The sequence below is a fragment of the Ralstonia pickettii genome (assembly GCF_001699815.1).
In the GTDB taxonomy this organism is placed as follows: domain Bacteria; phylum Pseudomonadota; class Gammaproteobacteria; order Burkholderiales; family Burkholderiaceae; genus Ralstonia; species Ralstonia thomasii.
In genome coordinates, this window is the sequence record NZ_MCGB01000077.1 from 37,794 (window position 1) to 62,089 (window position 24,296).

General features: G+C 66.3%; 21 protein-coding genes. 5 read left to right on the plus strand and 16 right to left on the minus strand.

Features of this window, described 5'->3' with window-relative positions:
• Position 1 precedes the first annotated feature (1 nt).
• Together BEK68_RS16140 and BEK68_RS16145 are read right to left on the minus strand one after the other, a co-directional pair.
• Positions 2-1,237 (minus strand): UbiH/UbiF/VisC/COQ6 family ubiquinone biosynthesis hydroxylase, encoded by a 1,236-nt coding sequence (locus tag BEK68_RS16140; RefSeq protein WP_009239115.1) that lies wholly within the window; start codon positions 1,235-1,237, stop codon positions 2-4.
• On the minus strand, positions 1,234-2,613 hold the full coding sequence (locus BEK68_RS16145) for an aminopeptidase P N-terminal domain-containing protein (RefSeq protein ID WP_009239114.1): 1,380 nt from the start codon (positions 2,611-2,613) through the stop codon (positions 1,234-1,236). Before BEK68_RS16145 ends, BEK68_RS16140 begins: the two co-directional genes overlap by 4 nt.
• A 226-nt stretch (positions 2,614-2,839) precedes the next feature.
• On the opposite strand from BEK68_RS16145, the gene BEK68_RS16150 reads away from it, so the two are divergent.
• Entirely contained in the window at positions 2,840-4,897 is a 2,058-nt protein-coding gene (locus BEK68_RS16150; RefSeq protein WP_009239113.1) for a putative bifunctional diguanylate cyclase/phosphodiesterase, read from the plus strand.
• Positions 4,898-4,901: 4 nt separating this feature from the next.
• Here the strand turns inward: BEK68_RS16150 and murU are convergent, their stop codons facing one another.
• From murU to BEK68_RS16170, 4 genes are read right to left on the minus strand one after another with little or no spacing between them, the layout of a single operon-like run.
• On the minus strand, positions 4,902-5,594 hold the full coding sequence (gene murU, locus BEK68_RS16155) for an N-acetylmuramate alpha-1-phosphate uridylyltransferase MurU (protein ID WP_009239112.1): 693 nt from the start codon (positions 5,592-5,594) through the stop codon (positions 4,902-4,904).
• A 17-nt stretch (positions 5,595-5,611) separates the two neighbouring features.
• Positions 5,612-5,938 (minus strand): AzlD domain-containing protein, encoded by a 327-nt coding sequence (locus tag BEK68_RS16160; RefSeq protein WP_009239111.1) that lies wholly within the window; start codon positions 5,936-5,938, stop codon positions 5,612-5,614.
• Positions 5,935-6,663, minus strand: coding sequence for an AzlC family ABC transporter permease (locus BEK68_RS16165; RefSeq protein WP_009239110.1), 729 nt, complete (start codon positions 6,661-6,663; stop codon positions 5,935-5,937). Before BEK68_RS16165 ends, BEK68_RS16160 begins: the two co-directional genes overlap by 4 nt.
• Positions 6,663-7,736 (minus strand): aminoglycoside phosphotransferase family protein, encoded by a 1,074-nt coding sequence (locus BEK68_RS16170; RefSeq protein WP_009239109.1) that lies wholly within the window; start codon positions 7,734-7,736, stop codon positions 6,663-6,665. Before BEK68_RS16170 ends, BEK68_RS16165 begins: the two co-directional genes overlap by 1 nt.
• A gap of 176 nt (positions 7,737-7,912) precedes the next feature.
• Between BEK68_RS16170 and BEK68_RS16175 the strand changes: the two genes are divergently transcribed.
• From BEK68_RS16175 to rsmA, 4 genes are all read left to right on the plus strand, one after another.
• A complete protein-coding gene (locus tag BEK68_RS16175) occupies positions 7,913-10,354 on the plus strand; it encodes an LPS-assembly protein LptD (protein ID WP_012434897.1) in 2,442 nt (813 codons plus the stop codon).
• A complete protein-coding gene (locus tag BEK68_RS16180) occupies positions 10,347-11,849 on the plus strand; it encodes a peptidylprolyl isomerase (protein WP_004635541.1) in 1,503 nt (500 codons plus the stop codon). Before BEK68_RS16175 ends, BEK68_RS16180 begins: the two co-directional genes overlap by 8 nt.
• Positions 11,850-11,937: 88 nt before the next feature.
• Positions 11,938-12,954 carry a 4-hydroxythreonine-4-phosphate dehydrogenase PdxA gene (gene pdxA, locus BEK68_RS16185; RefSeq protein WP_009239107.1) on the plus strand — a complete coding sequence of 339 codons (1,017 nt, stop codon included), beginning with the start codon at positions 11,938-11,940 and terminating at the stop codon, positions 12,952-12,954.
• Positions 12,955-12,986: 32 nt separating this feature from the next.
• Positions 12,987-13,832, plus strand: coding sequence for a 16S rRNA (adenine(1518)-N(6)/adenine(1519)-N(6))-dimethyltransferase RsmA (gene rsmA / locus BEK68_RS16190; protein ID WP_009239106.1), 846 nt, complete (start codon positions 12,987-12,989; stop codon positions 13,830-13,832).
• Here rsmA and BEK68_RS16195 read toward each other — a convergent pair.
• From BEK68_RS16195 to BEK68_RS16240, 10 genes are all read right to left on the minus strand, one after another.
• The gene (locus tag BEK68_RS16195) at positions 13,819-14,724 is read right to left on the minus strand and encodes a DMT family transporter (protein ID WP_009239105.1); all 906 of its coding nucleotides are present in this window, start codon (positions 14,722-14,724) and stop codon (positions 13,819-13,821) included. The two genes, rsmA and BEK68_RS16195, sit on opposite strands and share 14 nt — an antisense overlap.
• Entirely contained in the window at positions 14,708-15,115 is a 408-nt protein-coding gene (gene gloA, locus BEK68_RS16200; protein ID WP_004635533.1) for a lactoylglutathione lyase, read from the minus strand. Before gloA ends, BEK68_RS16195 begins: the two co-directional genes overlap by 17 nt.
• 119 nt (positions 15,116-15,234) lie before the next feature.
• Entirely contained in the window at positions 15,235-16,113 is an 879-nt protein-coding gene (locus BEK68_RS16205; protein WP_004635531.1) for a M48 family metallopeptidase, read from the minus strand.
• The gene (locus BEK68_RS16210; protein ID WP_009239104.1) at positions 16,110-16,862 is read right to left on the minus strand and encodes a lysophospholipid acyltransferase family protein; all 753 of its coding nucleotides are present in this window, start codon (positions 16,860-16,862) and stop codon (positions 16,110-16,112) included. Before BEK68_RS16210 ends, BEK68_RS16205 begins: the two co-directional genes overlap by 4 nt.
• An 11-nt stretch (positions 16,863-16,873) precedes the next feature.
• On the minus strand, positions 16,874-17,452 hold the full coding sequence (gene gmhB / locus BEK68_RS16215; RefSeq protein WP_004635527.1) for a D-glycero-beta-D-manno-heptose 1,7-bisphosphate 7-phosphatase: 579 nt from the start codon (positions 17,450-17,452) through the stop codon (positions 16,874-16,876).
• Positions 17,453-17,483: 31 nt separating this feature from the next.
• Positions 17,484-19,577, minus strand: a complete 2,094-nt coding sequence (glyS, locus tag BEK68_RS16220; protein WP_009239103.1) for a glycine--tRNA ligase subunit beta — start codon at positions 19,575-19,577, stop codon at positions 17,484-17,486.
• Positions 19,578-19,663: 86 nt separating this feature from the next.
• Entirely contained in the window at positions 19,664-20,323 is a 660-nt protein-coding gene (locus tag BEK68_RS16225) for a hypothetical protein (protein WP_004635523.1), read from the minus strand.
• Positions 20,320-21,306 (minus strand): glycine--tRNA ligase subunit alpha, encoded by a 987-nt coding sequence (gene glyQ / locus BEK68_RS16230; RefSeq protein ID WP_004635521.1) that lies wholly within the window; start codon positions 21,304-21,306, stop codon positions 20,320-20,322. Before glyQ ends, BEK68_RS16225 begins: the two co-directional genes overlap by 4 nt.
• 174 nt (positions 21,307-21,480) lie before the next feature.
• Entirely contained in the window at positions 21,481-22,992 is a 1,512-nt protein-coding gene (gene lnt / locus BEK68_RS16235) for an apolipoprotein N-acyltransferase (RefSeq protein ID WP_009239102.1), read from the minus strand.
• Positions 22,993-23,056: 64 nt separating this feature from the next.
• Complete coding sequence (locus BEK68_RS16240; protein ID WP_004635518.1) at positions 23,057-23,950, minus strand: HlyC/CorC family transporter; 894 nt, start codon at positions 23,948-23,950, stop codon at positions 23,057-23,059.
• Positions 23,951-24,296 lie beyond the last annotated feature (346 nt).

Below are 24,296 nucleotides of genomic sequence, written 5' to 3' on the forward strand. Positions count from 1 at the left end.
GTTAGCCTCGCTGCCCGAACATCATCTGCCGGGCGAGCCCATGCTTGAGCGGCGGCAGGCATTCCAGCAGCGTGAGCGCGGCGCCGCGCAGGTGGCCAAACGACCGGCCCGGCACGGCAAACGCGCGCGGCAGCAAATCGGTCAGGCCGATGGTGACGGCGCGGTCAAATGCGCGTTCGCGGGCGAAACGGGCGAGGGTGGCCGCCGTTGCCCCATCCCGAAGCGCGCGTGCCATTTCGAACGCATCGCGCAGGCCGAGGTTGAAGCCCTGGCCCGCCACCGGGTGGATCGTCTGGGCGGCATTGCCGATGGCGGCGACGCGGCGGTCGACCGGAATGCGCTGGGCGTGCAGCCCGAGCGCGAACGTATGGCGCGGGCTGGCGTGCGTGAAGCGGCCCATGCGCTCGCCAAAGGCAGCGCCCAGTTCGGCGAGGAAGGCGTCGTCGGGCAACGCTGCGCGTCGGCGCGCTTCGTCGGGCGCGCAGCACCAGACAAGGGCGTAGCCGGGACCTTGCGCGTCATCCTGCGGCAGCAATGCGAGCGGGCCTTCGGGCGTGAAACGCTCCCATGCCCAGCCTTCGAGCGGGGCGCTGCAGCGCACGTGCGCGACGATGGCGGTCTGGCCGTAATCGCGCCGGCGCGCCTGGGCGATGCCGCGTTGCTGCTTGCGTGCGTCGTCGAACAACCCGCCTTCGGCCTGGATGACGACTTCGGTTTCGATGGCCAGCGGATGGCGCCCTTCGCGCAGCGCCCGCACGCGTGCCGGGGCGACCGTACCGTCGGCGCGCGGCAGTTGTTCGACGCGCTCCACGGGCGTGTGGTCATAGCGGGTGAGGCGCCCCGGGTGACGCTCCATCTGCGTGTCGAGGGCGGCGTTGAGCGCGGCGCTCAGGTCGCCGTATTGCACGACGTGTCCGAGCGCGGGGACGTCGTAGTCTTCACGGCGGATATGCGCCTGCCCGAAGTGGCCGCGTTGCGAGACGTGGATGTGCGTGATGGGCGTGGCGCGCGTGGGCCAGCCGCCAATCTCCTGCAGCAGCACGCGCGAGCCATGAGACAGCGCCAGCGCGCGCGGGTCTCGCGCGGCGGCTTCGGCGTCGCGCGCATCGAACAGGGCGATGCGCCAGTCGGTGTCGCGCAGCAACCAGTTGGCCAGCGCCAGCCCGACGGGCCCGGCGCCAACGATGGCCACGTCGAAGTCCGGTGCGGCGCTGCTCGCTGTGATGCTGTCGGTCATGCCTGGCCCCGCATCACCAGTTCGATTTCGTCCGGGGCTACGGGCACGTCGCGCGTGATGATTTCGCAGCCTTCGGGCGTGACGATGGCGTCGTCTTCAATGCGGATGCCGATGTGCCAGTACTGTTCCGGCACGCCGGGCGCGGGGCGCACGTAGATGCCGGGTTCGACGGTCAGCACCATGCCGGCTTCCAGCGGGCGCCACGGGCGTTCGCCTTCAGCCGGAGCAGCGGTGCCGGGCGTGCGGTATTCGCCCACATCGTGCACGTCCATGCCGAGCCAATGGCCGGTGCGGTGCATGTAGAACTGGCGGTATTGGCCGCCGGCGATCACGTCGTCGAGCGTGCCGACCTTGTCGGCGTCGAGCAGGCCGGTGTCGAGCATGCCTTGCGCCAGCACGCGCGTGGCGGCATCGTGCGGCACGTTGTAAGGCACGCCGGGGCGCGTCTCGGCAAGGGCGGCTTCCTGCGCGGCCACCACCAGCGCATACAGCTCGCGTTGCGGGCCGGTGAAGCGGCCATTGACCGGGAACGTGCGGGTGATGTCTGACGCGTAGCCATCCAGCTCACAGCCGGCATCGATCAGGCAGAGATCGCCGTCGCGCAGTTCTGCGTTGCCGGCGCGGTAGTGCAGTACGCACGCGTTCGGGCCCGTCGCCACGATGGAGTTATAGGCAACGCTTTGCGCACCGTGGCGGCGGAATTCATATAGCAGCTCCGCTTCGAGATGGTATTCACGCAGCCCGGCACGCGACGCCTGCATGGCGCGCACGTGCGCTCCGGCGGAAATGCGTCCGGCACGGCGCATGATGTCGAGTTCGCTTGCGTCCTTGAACAGCCGCATCTCATCGAGGATGGCGCGCACGTCCAGCGCCTGGTGCGGCGACGACACCCCCGCGCGGCCTTGCATGCGCACTGCATCGAGCCAGCGGCGCATGCGGCGGTCGAACGCGCTGCTCTCGGCCAGCGGACATGCCACGGCGGCGGCGTTGGCGAGCAGCTTTGGCAACGTCGCATCGATCTCTTCCACCGAGTGCGCCTCATCCAGGCCGAAGGCGTCCTTCGCTGCTTCGGGGCCGAAGCGGAAGCCGTCCCAGATTTCACGCTCTTCGTGCTTCGGGCGGCAGAACAGCACGCTGCGCGCCGGTGCGCTGCCTGCGGGTACCACGATGGCGAGTACCGCTTCGGGCTCGGTGAAGCCGGTCAGGTAATAGAAGTAGCTGTCGTGCCGGTAGGGATAATCGCTGTCGCGGTTGCGCATCGCCTCGGGCGCGGTCGGCACGATGGCGACCCCGCCACCCGCCGCGCGCAGCCACTGCACGATGCGCTCGCGGCGCTGGCGATAGGTCTGGAGGAAAGCGAGTTCGGTGGCGGACATGTCGTGTTTTCCAGCAGCAGAAAGGATGTGTCGATTGTAACGCCGCGCCTGGCGGTCATTCAGGGAGGGGCATTGCCACATCCAAAAGGAGACTTGTGCGGTGCGGACGGCTTCTCCTAAAGTCCCGGGCGGCGCCCCCCGTTAAGACTGACCTGTTTTGCATCCCGGTTGCGACCTCCGCCTGCCGTGGATTGGCCGCATTGGATCGGCCTGCCCAGGAGAACCGATGCTCGCCAGCAGTTACAACCCTCTTCTCGTCCTGCTTTCCCTCTTTGTGGCCATCCTGGCGTCGTATACGGCGCTGGATATGGCCGGACGGGTCGTCACCGCACAAGGCCGCGCAGCGTTGTGGTGGCTTATCGGCGGCGCGTCGGCCATGGGGCTGGGCATCTGGTCGATGCACTTTGTCGGCATGCTGGCGCTGAACCTGCCGATCCCGGTTGGATATGACGTGGGCATCACGCTTGCCTCACTCGCCATCGGCATTGGGGCGTCGACGTTTGCGTTGTGGCTGGTCAGCCGGCGTGAACTGCCTTGGCCGCGCCTGGTAGGCGGAGCGCTGCTCATGGGGGCCGGCGTGGCGGGCATGCACTACACGGGCATGGCCGCGCTGCGCATGAATCCGGGCATTCAATACAACCCCGGCAGATTTGGGGTGTCGGTCGTGATTGCCGTGCTGGCATCGGGCGTTGCGCTGTGGATCGCATTCCGCCTGCGGCGGCAGTCGCGGCGCGTCCGTGCGCTGCGTGCCGGTTCAGCGGTGGTGATGGGCGTGGCCATTGTCGGCATGCACTACACGGGCATGTCGGCGGCGGCGTTTCCATTGGGCAGCGTGTGTGGCGCTGCGCATACCGGCGCGAGTGCCGAATGGCTGGCGCTGGTCATCATCATCGTCACGCTGGCGGTGCTGGCTATCGCGCTCATCATCTCGGTGCTCGACTTGCGCATGGAGGCACGCACCGCCTTGCTGGCGAACTCGCTGGCCGCGGCCAACAAGGAGCTGGCCTACCTGGCGCTGCACGACAACCTGACCAAACTTTCCAACCGCGTGCTGCTGGAAGACCGTCTGACCCAGGCGATCCGCACCGCCGAACGTGAGAAGCACCGCTTCGCGCTCATGTTCATGGACCTCGATGGCTTCAAGGCCGTCAACGATGTCTATGGCCACCATGTGGGTGACCTGCTGCTGATCGACGTTGCCCAGCGCATCGGTGCGCGGGTGCGCCAGCAGGACACCGTGGCGCGTGTCGGCGGCGACGAATTCGTGGTTCTCGCCTATGTGGACGATCCGGAAGACGCCGGCACCCTGGCCAACGCGCTGCTAGAAGTGGTGCGCGAGCCCTTCATGGCCGGCGGTCACGAGCTGCGCGTCTCCACCAGCATCGGCATCGCGATCTACCCTGGCGACGGCGGCAACCAGCACGACCTGCTGACCAATGCCGATGCGGCGATGTACCACGCAAAGGGCCTGGGCCGGAACGCCTATAGCTTTTTTGAGCCATCGATGAACGCCGACGTGCATCAGCAGTTGCAGCTTGTGCAAGACCTGCGACGCGCGGTCGAGCGGCACGAACTCGTGCTGCATTACCAGCCGAAATTCAACGCGCCCAACGGGCCGATCATGGGCGTCGAGGCGCTGGTGCGCTGGCAGCATCCGCAGCGCGGTCTGGTGCCCGCCGATGAATTCATCCCGCTGGCCGAAAAGACCGGCCTGATCGTGCCGCTGGGCGCGTGGGTGTTGGACGAAGCCTGTCGCCAGATGGCGCAATGGCAACGCGAGGGGCACAGCGGCTGGAGCGTCGCCGTGAATCTCTCCGCGCTGCAGTTCGGCCATGCCGCACTCATCGACAGCGTGCGCGATACGCTCGCGCGCCACGCGCTGGACCCGCGCAGCCTGACGCTGGAGATTACGGAGTCGACGGCCATGCGCGACGTCGATGCGAGCCTGCAGATCCTGCAGCGGCTCGACGCGATGGGCGTGCGGATTTCGATCGACGATTTCGGCACCGGCTATTCCAGCCTGCTGTATCTCAAGCGGTTGCCCGCCAGCGAGCTGAAAATCGACCGCGGCTTCGTGCGCGACCTGGCGCACGACACGGAAGACGCGGCCATCGTCTCGGCCATCGTGGCGCTGGGCCAGACGCTGAACCTGCGCATCGTCGCAGAGGGTGTGGAGACGGCCGAGCAGCAGGCGTTTCTCACGCGGCTCGGTTGTCACTCGCTGCAGGGCTACCTGCTGGGCCGCCCGATGACGGCGGAATCGTTGTCCGCCGCGATGGCGTAAGCGCCTAGCGCACCGCGAGTTCTGCGTCGAGTGCGGCCAGCTGGGCCGGCGTTCCGACGTTTTCCCAGCGACCGTCGAAGCGCTCGCCCGTAGCGCGGCCTTCGGCGATGGCCTGGTGGTACAGCGGCGTCATCGCCAGCCGCGTGCCGGGCGCGATGCTGGCAAACAGGCGCGTGTCGTACAAGCCGATGTTGCCGAACGTGAGCCGCTCGGTGCCGTCGGCGTGGAGCACGCCTTCGTTATCCAGCGCGAAATCGCCGCGCAGGTGGTACGGCGGGTTCGGCACCATCACCAGGTGCATGCTGGGTGCCGCTTGCGCGGCCATTGCGGGCGCCCGGTCACGCAGCAAGGCGTAGTCGTAATCGCAGAACACATCGCCGCTGACGGCGATGAATACGCTGTGGCCCTCGCCGGCATGCAGCAGCGACATGGCCTGCGCGACCCCGCCTGCCGTTTCCAGTGCCTGCCCTTCCGGCGAATACGCGAGGCGCACGCCCCACGCACTGCCATCTCCCAGCGCGGCTTCGATCTGCGCGCCCAGCCATGCGTGGTTGATGACGATGTCGCGCACGCCGGCCGCAGCCAGGCGCTCGATCTGCCAGACGATCAGCGGTTTGCCGCCCACGGTGAGCAGCGGCTTGGGCGTGTGGTCCGTCAGCGGACGCATGCGGTCGCCGCGGCCCGCCGCAAAAATCATGGCGCGCGTGGTCGAATTCAAGCCATCACCTTCATGAGAATCAGCAGCACAGCCATGCCGCCGACGATGGTCCACATCGCGCTCTTCGTCACCCGTGCGATGACGATGGCGACGATGCCGGCAAGCAGGCGCGGGTTGTCGACCGACACCGCGAGCGCGCCGTCGCGCATCAGCAGGTCGGGCGCGATGAGCGCGGTCAGCATCGCGGCCGGCACGTAGGGCAGGGAGTTGCGGAACCACGTCGGCAGGTTCATGCGCCCTTCCAGCGCGATGAACGATAGGCGGATCAGGTAGGTCGCCGCGCCGGCAATCAGCAGCACGCCGAAGAGGATCAGGGCTTTCATGCGGCAGCCCCCTTGTCGGACGGCCGGGCAAGCAAGCGCTCAACCAGCGCACCGACGGCAATGCCCACGCACGCCGCGCTCATCAGCCCGAGCTTGTGCGGCCAGCCCGTCCACGCCACGGCCAGCGCGGCGCCCGCCAACGCTGCAGCGAGTTGTGCGCGCGTGCGCAGTGCCGGCACCACGATGGCGATGAACGTCAGCGGCAGGAAGAAATCGAGCGGCCACGAGGTCGGCACCTGCGCGCCCAGCACCACGCCGACGATCGTCGACGCCTGCCAGCTCGACCACAGCGCCACGCCAGCGCCGAGGAAATACCAATGGCGATAGGCAGCTTCCGCGCTACCGGCCTGCGCGGTGACAACGCGGCGGTTCATGGCGGCGAAGGCCTCGTCGGTCAGCAGATAGGCGATCAGCCATTTCCAGCGGCGCGGCAGGTGCGCCAGCGCCGGCGCAATGCTGGCCGAATACAGCGCGTGCCGCAGATTCACCATCGAGACCGTCGCCGCAATCACCAGCGCGGGCGCGCCACCGGCCCACAACTGCACGAGGATCATCTGCGAGGCGCCACCGAAAACGATGGCGCTCATCGCCACGGCAAGCCACGCGGGCATGCCGGCCGACGTGGCGAGCACGCCGTAGATCAGGCCGAACGGCACCACGCCCAGCAGCATGGGCGCGAGCGCCAGCATGCCGGCGCGAAACTCAACGGCGCGGGGGGAAACCATCAGAACGTGTAGCCGATCTGCTGCGCGCGATCTTCGAGTTGATCGAGCAGGCGAGCCAGCGGCGCCAGCGCGTTGTAGCGGCTGCACACACGGCGCAGGTAGGCGATGAAGCGCGGGGTGTCTTCCACGTAGCCGGTCTTGCCGTCGCGGTAGCACAGGCGCGCGAAAATGCCGGCCACCTTCAGATGGCGTTGCGCGCCCATCCATTCGAGCGCACGGTAGAACTCGCCGAAGTCTTCGTCCACGGGCAACTTGGCGGCGCGGGCCGCTTCCCAGTAGCGCACGGCCCAATCCAGCTCCTGCTCTTCGTCCCACGACAGGAAGGCGTCGCGCAGCAGCGAGGCGGCGTCGTAGGTGATCGGTCCGTAGACGGCGTCTTGGAAGTCCAGCACGCCCGGCTGCGATGGGTCGGCCGCGTTGATCATCAAATTACGGGGCATGTAGTCACGATGCACGTACACGCGCGGCTGGGCCAAGGCGCTATCGACCAGCAGCTTGAACACCTTGTCGAGCGATTCGCGCTGGGTGGCGTCGAGCGGGCGTTGCAGGTGGCGGTCGACGTACCAGTCCGGAAACAGCGACAGTTCGCGGCGCAGCAGCGCCTCGTCATACGGCGGCAGCTCGCCTTCGCGGGAAGCCAACTGCCAGCGCACCAGAGTATGGATGGCAGGGCGGAACAGCGTGTTGGCGTAGGCGAGGTCGAAATCGCGCTCGCGCAGCGATTGCAGATACGTTTGTGGGCCCAGGTCGGTCAGCAGCAAGAAGCCCTGCGCAAGATCCTGCTCCAGCACCAGCGGCGCGCGCACGCCGGCACCATTGAGCAGACCGGCCACATGGACGAACGGGCGGCAGTCTTCCTGCGGCGGCGGGGCGTCCATGACGACCAGCGTGCCGGGCTTGCCACTGACGGCGCTGTCCAGGCGGAAATACCGGCGGAAGCTGGCATCGGCCGAAGCAGGTTGCAGCGTGTCGATGCGCAGGCCGTGGGCGGCGGGCAATGTGCCGAGCCAGTCGCGCAATTGGCTGAGGCGTGCGTCGGTTGCGCCTGCTGCGGCGCCAGGGGTCGAAGCCATGCTGAGAGAATGCTGGAATGAGGCTGGGAGGAAGCCCCGTATAATACCCGACCGAGTTTCGCCGCGAGCGAGCGCCGGCCTTGTCCAGGCTGCGTCCGGCGGCGGGATTGACCGCAGTACCGACTGATTTTGTGCCTGTGCGTGCCGTTGCGCGCGCGGCCCTGTTCCCGATCTGCATGACCGAACCGAACCGAGCCAGGAAGAACCGGCAGCGCGCTGCTGTCGCCGCGCCCGATCAGCGGCCCGCCGACTTGGCCACCATCAGGCGTGGCACGCTGGCATTGCGCCCGCTGGTATTTGCGGTGGCCGGTGTCTGGACGGCGACGTCCGCGGCGCAGAGCACGGGCACAACGCAAGCGACGGCGCCCGCTGTCACTCCGGCCTCGTCGGTGACCGCGCTGGCGACGTCCGGACCGACCACGCCCGGCGGCAGTCCGCTGGTGCCCAAGATGGCCGAGCCCGTCCAGCGACCGGACAACACTGTCCCCACGTTTACCGCGGCCGACAAGATGGACGGTCGCACCAACGAAGACATCCACCTGCGCGGTAATGGCGAACTGCGCCGCAACGGCTCGGTGCTGAAGGGCGACACGCTCGATTACAACCAGGACACCGACGTCGCAACCGCAACCGGCAACGTGCGCCTGTTCAAGGGCGGCACGCTGGTCACCGGCCCGGACGCCAAGCTGAAGATTACCGCCAACGAAGGGACCATCAGCACGCCGAGCTACGAGTTCCACTCGAACGGCGGCCACGGCACTGCAGACCGCATCGACTTCGTCGACAAGGACAACAGCCGCATCACGCGCGGCACGTACACCACGTGCTCGCCCGACAACGTCGACTGGTACTTCAGCGCCAGCCGCATCGACATCGACAGCGACCGCCAGGTCGGCACGGGCCGCAACGGCGTGCTGCACTTCTTCGGCGTGCCGGTGTTTGCGGCGCCGGTCATGGATTTTCCGCTCAATGACGATCGGCGCAGCGGTTTCCTGGCACCGGTGTTCGGCTACAACAGCCGCAGCGGGGCCGACGTCACGCTGCCGTACTACTTCAACATCGCGCCGAATCGCGATCTGACGTTGTATCCGCGTCTGCTGAGCCAGCGCGGCTTGCAGCTCGGCGCGGAATACCGCTATCTCGATACATCGTACAGCGGCGTTCTGCGTGGCGAATTCCTGCCCGATGATCGTGAGGCAGGCCGCAACCGCTGGTCGATTTCGGCAGTACACACACAGCGCCTGGCGCCGGGCCTGACCGGCTACATCAACTACAACAAGGTTTCCGATAACACCTACCCGGATGACCTCGGCCGCAGCATTGTCACGGCGACGCAGCGGCAGTACATCCAGGAGGGCGGTGTTAGTTACTCGTTCGGCGACTGGGTTGCGCTGGCGCGCGTGCAGAAGTTCCAGACGCTGTCGACCGCCACAACGCCACTCGCAGCACCGTATGAGCGACTGCCGCAGTTGAGCCTGACCTATAACAAGTACGACGTTGGCGGCTTTGACATCAATTTCCTGACCGACTACACGCGGTTTTCGATCCCGACGGCCAATACCGTGCAGGGCGAGCGCCTGTTCATGCAGCCGACGATCAGCTACCCGATCGTCCGCCCCGGCTGGTACGTCACCCCGAAGTTCATCCTGAACACCACCGCATACCGCCTGGACCGCCCGGCCGGCGACACGCAGGACACGCAGATCAATCGCACGCTTCCGACGTTCTCGCTCGATTCGGGCATGACCTTCGAGCGCGATGCGCCGCTGGTCTCCAAATTGTTCGGCGTGAGCTACATCCAGACGCTGGAGCCGCGCGTGTTCTACGTGTACACGCCGTATCGCGACCAGTCGCAGATTCCGTTGTTCGATACCGGCCAGTCGGACTACAACCTCGGGCAGATATTTACCGAGAACCCGTACACCGGTTACGACCGCATTGCCGACAACAACAAGGTGACGGCAGGTGTGACCACGCGTTTCATCGAGGCCGAATCAGGCATCGAGCGCCTGCGTGCCACGATTGCGCAGCGCGTCGATCTCGACGGGCAGCGCGTGACGCTGGCGGGTGCGGCCCCGACGTCGGTACGCCGCTATTCGGACCTTCTGGGTGCGACCACGATCCAGATGTTCCGCGGCATCTTTTTCGATACGAACCTTCAGTACAATCAGGACCTCGACCGCATCATGCGTTCGACGGTCGCGTTCAGCTGGAAGCCGGAAGCCAACAAGGTGATCAACCTCGGCTACCGCTATTACCGGCAAGACGCCAATACCGGTCAGTTGCCGCTGGAACAGGCCGATATCTCCACGCAGTGGCCGATTACGCGGCGCCTCTACGGCCTGGGTCGCATCGGTTACGACCTGGATGCGCGCAAGCCATCGGATGTGCTGCTCGGCCTCGAATATGTGGCGGACTGCTGGGTCGGCCGACTGGCGGTACAGCGCTACAGCAATGCGGTTTCGGGCTATACGACGCATATCTTTGCCCAGATCGAATTCAAGGGTTTGTCGAAGGTGGGGAACAATCCGATCGACGTGATTCGTCTGAACGTGCCCGGCTACCAGCCGGTGAACGCACAGCCGATCACGCCGTCCGTGCTGGATCAATATGAATAACGACATCATGGCTTTCCAATCGACCGCTTTCGCCACGCGTGTGGCTCCTCTGGGCCGCTTGCGTGTTGCCACCGGCGTGCTGCTTGCGCTGTTGGCGGGGACCACGCTGTCGCCAGCCGTCCACGCGCAGCAGGCGCAATCGGCAAAAAAGAGTGCACCGGTGCGGGGCATCTTCGCCAACCCCGGTTCGTCGCCGAGCCAGCCGCTGCTGCAGGGCACGCTGCCCGAGCCAACGGCTCCAGGCGCGCCGCGCAGCCAGTTGGTCGACGAGGTGGTGGCTGTGGTCAACACCGACGTCATCACCCGCCGCGAACTGCTCAACCGCGCGGATCTGGTCGAGCGCACGTTCCGCGCACAGAACCGCCCGCTGCCGCCGCGCGCCGATCTGCTCGGCGAAGTGCTTGAGCAGCTCATCCTGGAGCGCGTGCAGGCGCAGACCGCCAAGGAAAGCGGCATCCGCGTGTCCGACGCCGATGTGGATCGCGCCGTGGAAAGCGTGGCCCAGCGCAACAACCTGTCGGTGCCGCAGCTCAAGAGCAAGCTGAAGGACGCCGGCATGACGTACGACAAGTACCGCGACGACCTGCGTCAGGAAATCCTTCTGGCGCGCCTGCGTGAGCGCGAGGTCGACTCGAAGGTGCAGGTCTACGACGGCGAGATCGACAACTATCTGGCGCAGCAGGGTGGCGGCACGGCCCCGGCCGGCGAACAGCAATACAACGTCGCGCAGATTCTCGTGCCGGTCGCCGAAGGCGCCACGGATGCCGAGAAGGCCGCAGCGCGCAAGAAGGCCGAAGGCCTGCTCAAGCAAGCGCAGGGCGGCGCGGATTTCGCCAAGCTGGCGCGTGACAATTCTGGCGCGCAAGATGCCGCGCAAGGCGGCGAGCTTGGGCTGCGGCCGATCGGGCGCCTGCCGGCTGTGTTTGCCAACGCCGTGGTCGACATGAAGGCGGGCCAGGTGGCGAGCCAAGTGGTCGAAAGCCCGGCTGGTTATCACGTGATCAAGCTGTTGGAGAAGCGCGCATCGAGCACGGCCATTGCCGCCAAGGTGCAGCAGACGCAAGTGCGCCACATCCTGATCAAGACCGGTCCGACGATGTCGGCGGACGACGCGCGCCGCCAGTTGGTGGGCCTGCGTGACCGGATCGTCCACGGCTACGATTTTGGCGATGCGGCACGCCGGTATTCGCAGGACGGCTCTGCCGGTGCGGGTGGCGAGCTGGGCTGGGTGTCGCCGGGCCAGCTGGTGCCGGAATTTGAGCAGGCCATGAACCAGCTCAAGCCGGGCGATGTGTCGCAGCCGGTGCAAAGCCAGTTCGGTGTGCACCTGATCCAGGTGGAAGGCCGCCGCGAGGCAGAGGTGTCGGGAGACCGCGAGCGCGACTACGCGCGCTCGGTCATTCGCGAGCAGAAGGTGCAGGCCGCCTATGAGGATTGGCTGCGTGAACTGCGCGATTCGGCACACGTGGAATACCGCGTGAACCGTCAGCAATAAGCTACGGGCATCCGCATCGCTCACGGCCGCCTGCGGGCGGCCGTGGCGTTTCTAGATCGCTCCAGAAACCATCGCAGGAAAGCGCTGCATGCTGAACATTGCCATCACCACTGGCGAACCCGCCGGTATCGGCCCCGACATCACCGTGGCCGCTTTGCTGCATTTGGCGCGGCAGGCATTGCCGCGTTACGCCGATGTGCAGTGGCACGTGATTGGCGATGCCGCGCTGCTGCAGGCACGCGCTGACGCGATCGCGCAGGGCGATTTCTGGCGCGTTGCCTCGACGGCGCTGACTGTCGTGGAGCGCCCGCTGGGTGCGCCGGTGCGCGCCGGCGTGCTCGATGCCGCCAACGGCCGCTATGTGCTGGACTTGCTCGACGCTGCCATCGACGGTTGCCAGATCGGCACCGAAGATGGCGTCCGTTACGACGCGATGGTCACGGCGCCGGTGCAGAAGAGCACGATCAACGACGCAGGCGTGCCTTTTACCGGCCACACCGAGTACCTGGCCGAGCGCAGCCGAACGCCGCGCGTGGTAATGATGCTCGCCGGTCCGCAGCCGGCGCACGACAACGCCATGCTGCGCGTGGCGCTGGCGACGACGCACTTGCCGCTGCGCGAGGTGCCGGACGCCATCACCCCCGCGGTGCTCGACGAAACGCTGGACATCGTGCAGCGTGACCTGCGCATGCGTTTTGGACTGAACGCACCTCGCATCCTCGTGACGGGGTTGAATCCGCATGCGGGTGAATCCGGCCACCTCGGCCGCGAAGAGATCGAGGTGATCGAGCCCGCCATCGCGCGGGCGCGTGCACGCGGAATCGATGCCCGCGGTCCGTATCCGGCCGATACGCTGTTCCAGCCGCGCCTGCTGGCCGATGCCGATTGCGTGCTGGCGATGTACCACGACCAAGGTTTGGCGCCGCTCAAGTACGGCACCTTCGGCCATGGCGTGAACATCACGCTGGGCTTGCCGTTTGTCCGCACGTCGGTGGACCACGGCACGGCGCTGGACTTGGCCGGCACGGGCCGCGCCGAGTTCGGCAGCATGATCGAGGCGATCGATACTGCCATCGCCATGGCGCGGCACACCGCGCGCTCCTGAGTTTCCTTCACCTCTTCGATTTCGAGTTCGCAATGGCACGATCCACGACCGGCGTTCACCAAGGGCACCAGGCCCGCAAGCGCTTCGGCCAGAACTTCCTGGTCGATGACGGCGTGATCCACGCCATCGTTGCCGCCATCGATCCGAAGCCCGACGATGTACTTGTCGAGATCGGCCCCGGCCTGGGCGCGCTCACGGTGCCGCTGATGGAGCGCGTGCGCACGCTGCAGGTGGTCGAGCTGGATCGAGACCTTGTCGCGCGCTTGCAGCAGCGATTCGGTGATCGGCTGATCGTGCATGCGGGCGATGCACTGGCGTTCGATTTCGGTTCGCTGCAGGAGGCGGGCCGGCCGCTGCGCATCGTCGGCAACCTGCCGTACAACATCTCGAGCCCGCTGCTGTTTCATCTGGCCACGTTCGCCGATCGTGTGCGCGATCAGCATTTCATGCTGCAGAAAGAAGTGGTCGACCGCATGGTCGCCGCGCCGGGTAGCAAGGCGTTCAGCCGGCTGTCGGTGATGCTGCAGGTGCGGTACTACATGGAGCTGGTGCTGGATGTGCCGCCGGGCTCGTTCAACCCGCCGCCCAAAGTGGATTCGGCGGTGGTGCGGATGATTCCGTGGCCGGCCGACAAATCGCCGTATGCGCCGGTCGACCTGCGCGCGCTTGGCACGGTGGTGACGATGGCGTTTTCGCAGCGCCGCAAGGTGTTGCGCAACACGCTGGGCGCGCTGCGCGATGTGATCGATTTCGAAGCGCTTGGCTTTGACCTGGGCCGGCGCGCAGAAGAAGTGTCGGTGGAAGACTTCGTGGCAGTGGCGAACGCACTGCCGGCCAATCGCATTGCCGGCAGCGCCTCCGACCTTAGCGAAGATTGACGAGCAGGATGCCCGACAGCACGAGCGCCGCCGCCAGAGCAAACCGCAGTCCCACCGGCTCGTGCAACAGCAGCACGCCAAACGCCACGCCAAACAGCGGCGTCAGGAACGAGAACACCGACAACCGCGATGCCAGGTAGCGGCGCAGCAGCCAGAACCACGTCAGGTAACTGGCGAACGCAATCAGCACGGATTGGTAGGCGAGGCTGGCCAGCGCGGTCGGTGTAAGGTTTGCCGTAAAGGCCTGGCCGGTGCCGGCGGCCATCAACAGCAACAGCACGGCCGAGACGGCAAGTTGGTACAGCAGCGTCTTCGCTGCCGGTGCTTCGGAAAGCTTGCTTGCCCGCACGACGATGGTCGTCGCGCCCCACAGCGCGCCTGCCACCACGCCCAGCGCGTCGCCCAGCGAGGTCGACGGCCCGGCCGCCGGGTGCAGGACACCGTCGGCGAACGCCAGCACGATCCCCGCAAACGCAATGCCGATCCCGGCCCACTGGCGCGGGCGCAGGTGCTCACCCGGCACGAAAAAGTGCAGGCCGAGGGCGGTGAAGATCGGCGCGGTGTAAAGGAACACCGCCATGCGCGAGGCAGTGGTGTAGCTCAGGCCAATGAAGATGCACAGGAACTCGACCCCGAAGAGCACACCGGCCATCAGACCACCGGCCAATGTGCCGTCACGCACCGACAGGCACGTGCCGCGCCACAGCGCAAACGCCAGTACCAGGACCGACGCGATTGCCGAGCGCACACCGGCCTGCATGACGGGCCCCACGTCGTGCGCGGCCACCTTGATGGCAACCTGCTGAAAGCCCCAGCACATGCACAGCACCACCATCAGGCCGATGGCAGTGCCGTCCAGCGGCCGGCGGATGGCGTCAGTGGCGGTTGCCATCGGGCATCGAGCGCGCCTGGATCAGCTCGATCTTGTAGCCATCCGGATCTTCCACAAACGCGATGATGGTGCTGCCGCCCTTGACCGGGCCCGCTTCACGCGTGACCTTGCCGCCTGCGTTACGAATCTGGTCACAGGCTTGTGCGGCATCGTCGACCTCGATGGCCAAGTGCCCGAATGCCGTGCCGAGTTCGTACTCGCTCACCCCGTAGTTGTAGGTCAGTTCGATGACCGTGTTGCTGGCTTCCGGGCCGTAGCCGACGAACGCCAGCGAGTACTTGTACTCGGGGTTGTCGCTGGTGCGCAGCAGTTGCATGCCGAGCACCTTGGTGTAGAAGTCGATCGAGCGCTGCATGTCGCCGACGCGCAGCATGGTGTGGAGCATTCGCATGGGGTTTCCTTCCTGGAGGACTGTGGGGAAGGCAATATTGTAGGAGGGTGTGGCCGAGCGTGCAGGACAGGCGTTCTCTGCAACCGCCGCATCCGCCGCAGGAGCGTCGGCAGGGCGAATCAGAACGCCGGCAAGTATTCCGGCGGATGCGAGCGCAGTTGCTCCCGCGCCTCACGAAACTCAGGAAAGATCGACTCCACCGTGTCCCAGAAGCGCGGGCTGTGGTTCATCTCTTTGAGATGCGCCAGTTCATGCGCAACCACGTAGTCGATCAAGCTGAGGGGGAAATGCACGAGGCGCCAGTTCAGGCGGATCTTGCCGTCGGCGGTGCAGCTTCCCCAGCGCGTGGCGGCGGAGGAGAGTGCATACGCGCTATGCCGCACGCCAAGGCGCTCGGCATATACCTCAAGACGCTCGCCGAAGAGGCGTCGGGCTTGCGTCTGCAGCCAGCCTTGCACGCGGTCCTTGATCTGCTGCTCGGTGGTGGTGTGCGGCAGGCCCAGGTGCAGCATGCTGGTGTCGGCATCGAACATCAATGCGCCGATGGGCGATTCCAGCTTGAGCGTGATCGTCTTGCCGAGGAACGGCAATCCGGCGCCGTCCTGCCACTCCATCGTCGGCAGCATGCGGCGTGCGGCGCTCGTGCGCCATTCGGCCAGCTTGGCGAAGATCCACTTCTGCTTTTCGGCGATGGCGTGTTCGATCTCGGCGAGCGTGACCCAGCGCGGTGCCGTGATCGACAGGCCGCGGTCATCGATGACAAAGCCGATGGTCCGCCGCGACGAGCGCTTGAGGTTATAGATGAGCGCGCGCTCGCCCAGCGTCAGGCGGCGCTGGTGGGGGCCAAGCGGTGCGGTGGAAAAATCGAGTGCGGGCGGGGCGAGGAGCGGCGCGTCAGGCGGCTGCGTGGGCGACGAGGCTTCGGGTGCGAGCAGCGGCAGCTCAAGCTGGACGCTGTCGGCGGTGGTGGGCGAAGTCGGTGGGCGCAGCAGTTTCATGCGTGCTCGCGGTAGCTATCGGCGTCGATTCTACGCATTTCCGCTTCGATCCATGCTTCGACTTCGCGGTTGAGTTCGTCGCTGGTCTTGCCTGCAGTCGGGATGGCCGGACCGACCGACAGCGTGATCAGGCCCGGATGCTTCAGGAACGAATTGCGCGGCCACACGCGGCCGGAGTTGTGGGCGATCGGGATGACCCACGCGCCGGTATCCACGGCAAAACGCGCACCGCCGCTCTTGTAGCGCGGCTTCGGGTCGCCCGAGCGCGTGCGGGTGCCTTCCGGGAACATGATCACCCACGCGCCTTCGGCCATGCGTTCCTTGCCCTGACGTGCGACCGAGGCGAACGCGTTGGCGCCGTCCTTGCGGTTGATGTGCACCATTTTGAGCATGCCCAGCGCCCAGCCGAAGAAGGGCACATACAGCAGCTCGCGCTTGAATACGTAGCACAGCGGCCGAGGCATGGTCGCGACATAGGCCATGGTTTCCCACGCGGACTGATGCTTGGAGAGCAGCACCACCGGCTTGTTGGTGGCGACGGCTTCTTCGATGTGCTCCCAGCCCTGGTATTGCCAACGGATGCCGAGCAGCCAGCGCGCCATCCAGATGGCGGATTTGGTCCAGCCCGACACCATCCAGAACCGGCGAGCCGGATTCATGAACGGGAACACGATGAAGCAGGCCACCGCATAGATCGGCGTCCAGACAATCAGGAAAATCAGGTACAGCAGCGAACGGATAAAAGTCATTGGGGGCGAATTCAAGGGGCGCGCGTGGGCGTGCCCTGGGGCGCGGGGGACAGCAGCGCACGCGCAAACGCACGCAGGTCCTCGTGAATTTGGGTGCCCGGGGGCAGGTCGCCGGCATCGCGGGTCTTGGTGCCCTTGCCGGTCAGTACGAGGTGCGGTACGGCGCCGACTTCGACGCCGGCTTGCAGATCGCGCAGCGAGTCTCCCACGACCGGCACGCCCGTGAGGTCCACGTCGAAGCGGCGTGCAATCTCGCGCAGCATGCCGGACTTGGGCTTGCGGCATTCGCAGGCATCGGCGGCGGTGTGCGGGCAGAAGAAGACGGCATCGACGCGCCCGCCGTAGGTGGCGAGCGCCTTGTACATCTTCTCGTGCATGGCGTTGAGCGCGGCGGCCTCAAACAGGCCGCGTCCGATGCCCGACTGGTTGGTTGCCACCACCACCTGGTAGCCCGCCTGGTTAAGTTCGGCAATGGCTTCCAGGCTGCCCTCGAGCGCGATCCACTCGTCGGGCGACTTGATGAACTGGTCGCTGTCTCGGTTGATGACGCCATCGCGGTCGAGAATCACCAGTTTGGGAACGTGGGGCATGGTGGGCTCCGAACGGTGCTTGGGGTGCCGATCAGGCGGCCAGCTTGGAGATGTCCGCCACGCGGTTCATCAGTCCGTGCAGTTCAGCCAGCAGCGCCAGGCGGTTGTCGCGCAGCGCGGTGTCGTCGGCCATCACCATCACGCCGTCGAAGAAGGTGTCGACCGCTTCGCGCAGACCGGCCAACGTCTTGAGCGCAGTGGTGAAATCGCCGCGTGCGAAGGCGTCGTGCACCTGCGGTTCCGCTGAAACCACGGATTGGTGCAGCGCGCGCTCGGCGTCTTCCTTGAGCAGTGGCGGCTGCACGGCACCAATGGCCACGTCCGTTTTCTTCAGGATGTTGGTGATGCGCTTGTTGGCGGCCGCCAGCGCCTCGGCCTGCGGCAGGGCAGCAAAGGCGCGTACGGCTTCTAGGCGCGCGACGATGTCGTCTAGGCGCTGCGGGCGCTGACTCACCACGGCTTCGACCTCGTTGGTGCTGTAGCCCTTGTCCTTCAGGTAGCCGCGCAGGCGGTCGTAGAGGAAGTCGGTGATGGCGGCCAGGTTCGGTTTGACGGCGGCGATGCCGTCGAAGCTGGCAGCGGCGATCTGCAGTGCATCGTCAATCGTGAGCGCGAGCGGCTTCTCGATCAGCATGCGCAGGATGCCCAGCGCGTGGCGGCGCAGCGCGAACGGGTCTTTCTCGCCCGTGGGTTGCAGGCCGATGCCCCAGATGCCGACCAGCGTTTCGAGCTTGTCGGCCAGCGCCACCACGGTACCGGTGGCGGTGCTGGGCAGCGCATCGCCGGCAAAGCGCGGTTGGTAGTGTTCGGAGCAGGCCAGCGCCACGTCGTCGGGTTCGCCGTCGTGTCGGGCGTAGTACGTCCCCATCGTGCCTTGCAGCTCGGGGAACTCGCCCACCATGTCGGTCAGCAGATCGGCTTTGGCCAGCAGCGCGCCGCGCGAGGCGTGTGCCACGTCCGCGCCGAGCTTCTCGGCCAGTTGGCCGGCAATGGCTTGCAGGCGCGACACGCGCTCAAGTTGCGTGCCGATCTTGTTGTGATAGACCACGCGCGAGAGCAGCGGCACGCGATCGGCCAGCGGCTTCTTCTTGTCCTGCTCGAAGAAGAAGCGCGCGTCGGCCAGGCGCGGGCGGACCACGCGCTCATTGCCTTGAATGATGGCCTCGGGTGTATCCGTGGCGATGTTCGAGACGATCAGGAAGCGGTTGCGCAGATGGCCCTGCGCGTCGGTCAGCGCAAAGTACTTCTGGTTGGTCTGCATGGTCAGGATCAGACACTCCTGCGGTACGGCGAGGAACGCTTCCTCGAAATGGCAGGGGTAGACCACGGGCCATTCGACCAACGCGTTCACCTCATCGAGTAGCGCTTCGGGCATGACTACCGTATCGGCGCCGGCGGTCTTGAGCAGTTCGGCGCGGATGGCCTCTTTGCGCTTGCCGTAGCCGGCGATGACCTTGCCCTGCGACTCCAGCGTGCTCGCATACGACGCGGCGTCCTGGATGACGATTTCGCCCGCCGACAGGAAACGGTGGCCCAGCGTCACGTTGCCCGATTGCAGGCCGAACGCGCTGACGGGGATGACCTCGCTGTCGAGCAGCGCAATCAGCTTGTGGGCGGGGCGCACGAACTGGACGTTCTCGCCGTTCGGGCGCTGATACGTCATCACCTTCGGGATCGGAAGGTTGGCGATGGTTTGCGACAGTGCAGTCTGAAGGCCGTCAGCCAGCACGGCGCCGCGTGCGGTGTAGCGATAAAACAGCGCTTCGGCCTTGCCGTCGGGCCCGCGTTCCAGCGATTCAGCGGCGATGACCTCCACGCCCACGGTCTTGGCCAGCGCGGCCAGCTTCTTGACCAGCGGCGCTGCGGGCTTGCCCTCGGCGTCGAAGGCGATGGTCACGGGCAGCACCTTCTCGCGCAGTTCGCGATCGGGCGCGGTGCGGCGCGCGCCGGTGATCGATGCGGCCAGGCGGCGCGGCGTGGCAAATCCTTCCACGGCGGCGCCCTCTTCGAGCAGGCCTTGCGCCGACAGACCGTCAAACAGGCCGCGTGCAAACGCCTCGCCCAGGCGGGCCAGCGCCTTGGGCGGCAGTTCTTCGGTCAGCAGTTCGATCAGGAGGGTGGACATAGCGTTTGAATCGGTGACGTCGTTGTTCTGCGCCGCTTGGTGTTCAGATCAGGTGCGGCGGTACGTTGTGTGGTTCGGTTCAGTGATCAGCAGGGCGAGCCGGGCACGGGTTCCACGCCCGAAAGCAGCCACACGCCGTTCTGCTGCTGAAACTGCAATTGCGTGCCGGCGCACTGACCCGGCGGCGGGGGCGGTGCAATCGGCGCGGGCGTGGTGCCGGGCACGGCAGCATCGCGGCGCAGGAAGCGGGCCGACAGCAAGCCCCGTCGCGCGTCGTACCGCACTTCTTGCAGCGTGCCGGACACATTGAATTCCAGACGGCTCGGCAACTGCCCCGCCGATCGGAACACGCGCGCACGGCGCTGTGCCTTGACGCCGGTGCCTTGCCACTCCACCCACGTGAGCGGGAAGCGCAGTGCCGTCGCATACGTGCGCAACGGTACGCGATGCCAGCCGAGGTCCCGTGCGCCGGACAGGTCGCAGGCCATCGTGCGCACCAGGCTCGTCCATTGATCGAGCGACGGCGGCGGCGGCGTCCAGGCCGCGCTCAGCGCTTGCTGGAGCGGCTTGGAATCGGCCACGCAAAGCTGCGTCAAAGTGTTGGGCACGACAAAAACCTTCTCCGCCGATGCCGGCTTGGACGTGCGATGCCGCGCCGCTTGGGCAACGCTCGCCGGTAGCGTCAGCGCGGCGATGGACGCTGCCGTCAGCAGCGCCAGGCCACGCCGTGCTCGGTTGGCCGTCATGCGGCCTCCGTGGTCTTGACAGCGGCAGCGGCCGTGCCGCACATCGGGAAGCCCAGGCGCTCGCGCGAATCGTAGTAAGCCTGCGCGACCAGGCGCGACAAATTGCGGATGCGGCCGATGTAGGCCGCGCGCTCCGTCACCGAAATGGCGCCGCGTGCGTCCAGCAGGTTGAAGGTGTGGCCGGCCTTGAGCACTTGCTCGTAGGCGGGCAGGGCCAGTTGCACGACAGGTGCGTCGCCCTCGGCAGCGGCATCGCCTTCTGCGCGTACGCCCATCAGGCGCTTGGCTTCGGCTTCGTGCTCCGCAAAGCGGCGGAACAGCACCGTCGTGTCGGCCTGTTCGAAGTTGTAGGTCGATTGCTCGACCTCGTTCTGGTGATAGACGTCGCCGTAGGTCAAGCGGCGCTTCACGGGGCCGTTCGGGCCCGGCTCTTCCCACTCCGTCCAGACCAGGTCGTAGATGTTCTCGACCTGCTGCAGGTACATCGCCAGGCGCTCGATGCCGTAGGTGATCTCACCGGTCACGGGCTTGCAGTCCAGGCCGCCAACTTGCTGGAAGTACGTGAACTGCGTGACTTCCATGCCGTTGAGCCACACCTCCCAGCCGAGGCCCCAGGCGCCGAGCGTGGGGTTTTCCCAGTCGTCTTCGACGAAGCGCACATCGTTCTGCTTGAGGTCCAGGCCCAGCGCTTCCAGCGAACCGAGGTACAGGTCGAGGATGTTTTCCGGCGCGGGCTTCAACACCACCTGATATTGGTAGTAGTGCTGCAGGCGGTTCGGATTCTCGCCGTAGCGGCCGTCCTTGGGGCGGCGCGACGGTTGCACGTAGGCGGCACGCCACGGCTCCGGGCCGATCGCGCGCAGGAAGGTGTGCACGTGCGACGTGCCCGCGCCGACTTCGAGGTCGATCGGTTGCAGCAGGGCGCAGCCCTGGGCGTCCCAGTACGACTGCAGCTTGAGAATGAGTTGCTGGAAGGTAAGCATGGTGGTACCCGTTGGTCCGCGGCGGCACGGAACGTGCGTTGCGCCGCGCGACGGTGGAATGCAGCGGCGGGCACGGGAAGCGCCTGGCTCCCTGCCCGCCGTAAACGTTGAATTTTAGCGTTTTTTGTCAGCGACTCCGGAAAGTGGCTCGAAAGCCCTCCGGACGCTGAACGATCAATCTGCCGAAGCCCGGCGGCGGCGCACGAATGCCACCAGCAGAACCAGCGCGCCCAGGCCCAGCGCGGGCGCGTTGCCGGTCCGCACGAATGGCGTCAGGCCTTGCGTGCCTTGCACGTCAGTCTGCAATGTGCCAAGCGTGAAGACCGGTAGACGGGCCTGTACGCTGCCGTCGGGCCGCACCACGGCGGTCGCCCCCGTGTTGGTGGCGCGCAGCATCGGACGGCCCGTTTCCAGCGCGCGCATGCGCGAGATCTGCAGGTGCTGGTCCAGCGCGATCGTGTCGCCAAACCACGCCAGGTTCGTCACGTTGGCGAGCATCGTGGCGGGCTGATCCGCATGTCGCAGCGAGGCGGCAATTTCCTCGCCAAACAAATCTTCGTAGCAGATGTTGGGTGCGACGCGCTGGTCGGCCACCGCCATGGGCGGCTGCACGGGCAGGCCACGCCGGAAGTCGCCCAGCGGCATGTTCATCATGTTGACGAACCAGTGGAAACCGAAGGGGATGAACTCGCCGAACGGCACGAGGTGGTGCTTGTTGTAGCGGTACACGCCCTGGAATTGCGGGCCGATGCCGAACACGCTGTTGGTGTAATCGACGCGGGAGTCCTCGCTGGCGGCGCCGAACAGCACGCTGGAGCCGGTGGTATCCACATAGGTGCGGAGGGCCAGCGCGATCTCCTGCGGCATCTCCTGAATCATGATCGGGAAGGCCGTCTCGGGTGTGACCACGAGTTGCGCGGGCTTCTCGGTGACCATCTTGGTGTACAGCTCCAGCGAGCGCTCGATGCCGGTTTGCTGGAACTTCACGTCCTGCGGCACGTTGCCCTGCAAGAGACGCACGGAGATCGGCTTGCCCACCGGCTGCGTCCACGCAATGCCGTGCAGCGGCCAGCCGGCCACCAGCACGAGCGCACCCGCGATGCCCGCCAGCCAATGCAGGCGGCGCTCGGCCGCGACGCACAGCAGGCCAGCCAGCACGGCGGCGATCAGCACGATGCCGTAGACGCCCACCAGCGGCGCGTAGCCGGCCAGCGGGCCATCGGTGTGCGCGTAGCCCCCGTTGATCCAGGGGAAGCCCGTCCAGACTGTGCCGCGCAGCCATTCCGTGACGGCCCATGCCGCGCCAAATATGAGCGCGGATGCGGTACCGGACCACCGCCCGCGTCTCGTCAGCCACTGCCATGCCCACACCGCCAGCGCCGGATGCAGCGCCAGGTAGCCGGCAAACAGCAGCACTGCCAGCGCGCCCATCCACGCCGGCATGTCGCCGTAGACATGCATGCTGATATAGAGCCACCAGACGCCCGACAGGAACCAGCCGAGCCCGAACGCATATCCGACCCACGCCGCTTCACGCAGGCGCGCGGCGCGCTGCACGAGCGCGGCCAGCCCCGTGAGCGAGAGGATCTGCAGCCACCACCAGTGGTTCGGTGCAAACGACAGCGTATGCATGACGCCAAGCAACGCTGCAAGCGGCATCGCGAAACGCAGCCGCGCGAGCGGCACAGCTTGGGCATCCTGCCGACGGGATGGTGCGGCAGGGGAAGAGAACTGAGCGGGCACGGAGGGATCAGGCGGGGTGAGAACCAGAGGTGTCGGCTGTGGCATTGCCGCCGGCCGGCGTGGTGAGGCGGCGCACGAGCAGCACCTGCACCTGGCGCGCATCGGCGCGCAGCACGTCGAATTGCAGCGTGCCCATGACGATCTTTTCGCCCCGGTGCGGCACGCGGCCCAGGTGGTTGGACAGCAGCCCGCCCACGGTATCGACGTCTTCGTCGGAGAAATGCGTGCCGAAGGCTTCGTTGAACTGGCTGATTTCGGTCAGGCCGCGCACGCGCATGTGGCCATCGGCGGTCGGCAGAATGTTGTCTTCTTCCTGATCGAAGTCGTATTCGTCTTCAATGTCGCCGACGATCTGCTCCAGCACGTCTTCGATGGTGATGAGGCCTGCCACGCCGCCGTATTCGTCAACGACGATGGCGATGTGGTTGCGGTTGACGCGGAAGTCTCGCAACAGCACGTTCAGTCGCTTGGATTCGGGGATGAATACGGCCGGGCGCAGCATGTCGCGCACGTCGAAGTCTTCATCGGTATAGAAGCGCAGCAGATCCTTGGCGAGCAGAATGCCGATGATGTTGTCGCGACTGCCTTCGTAGACGGGGAAGCGCGAATGCGCGGCTTCCTGCACGAAGGGGATGAATTCTGATGGTGCGTCGGCGATGTTGAGCGCGTCCATCTGCGCGCGCGGGATCATGATGTCGCGCGCACACAGGTCTGAGACCTGGAAGACGCCTTCGATCATCGACAGGGAGTCGGCGTCGATGAGGCTGCGCGCATGGGCGTCTTGGAGGATTTCGAGCAACTCGGCCCGCGATTCGGGCTCGGGCGAGATGAGGTCGGTCAGGCGTTCCAGCAGCGTACGGGGTTTGTCGGCTGGCTTCGGACTGGGATACGGATCATTCATGGCGCGGTCGCGCGTCGTTAAACATCGGGCCAGCATACACCAAAAGCCCAGCCGTCCCGATGACGCAGGGTGGCTGCTAGGTCTCCAGAAGTGCGGTTTATTTCACATCTGGAGGCCGGGCTCGGGCGCGTTAAGACGGCCGATCTGCCGAGGGGGGAAGCGGTCAGTCGTGCCCGCCCTCGCCGCCGCGGTCATGGTCGCCACCGTGGTTGCGATCGCCGCCATGATCGTGATCGCCGCTGTGGTCATGATCGTGGTCGTGATCATGGTCGTGCCCGTGGTGGTGGCCGCCTCCGTGGCAACTTCCGCACGGCGATGGGACGGGCGATGGGCTCGGCGTCGGCGT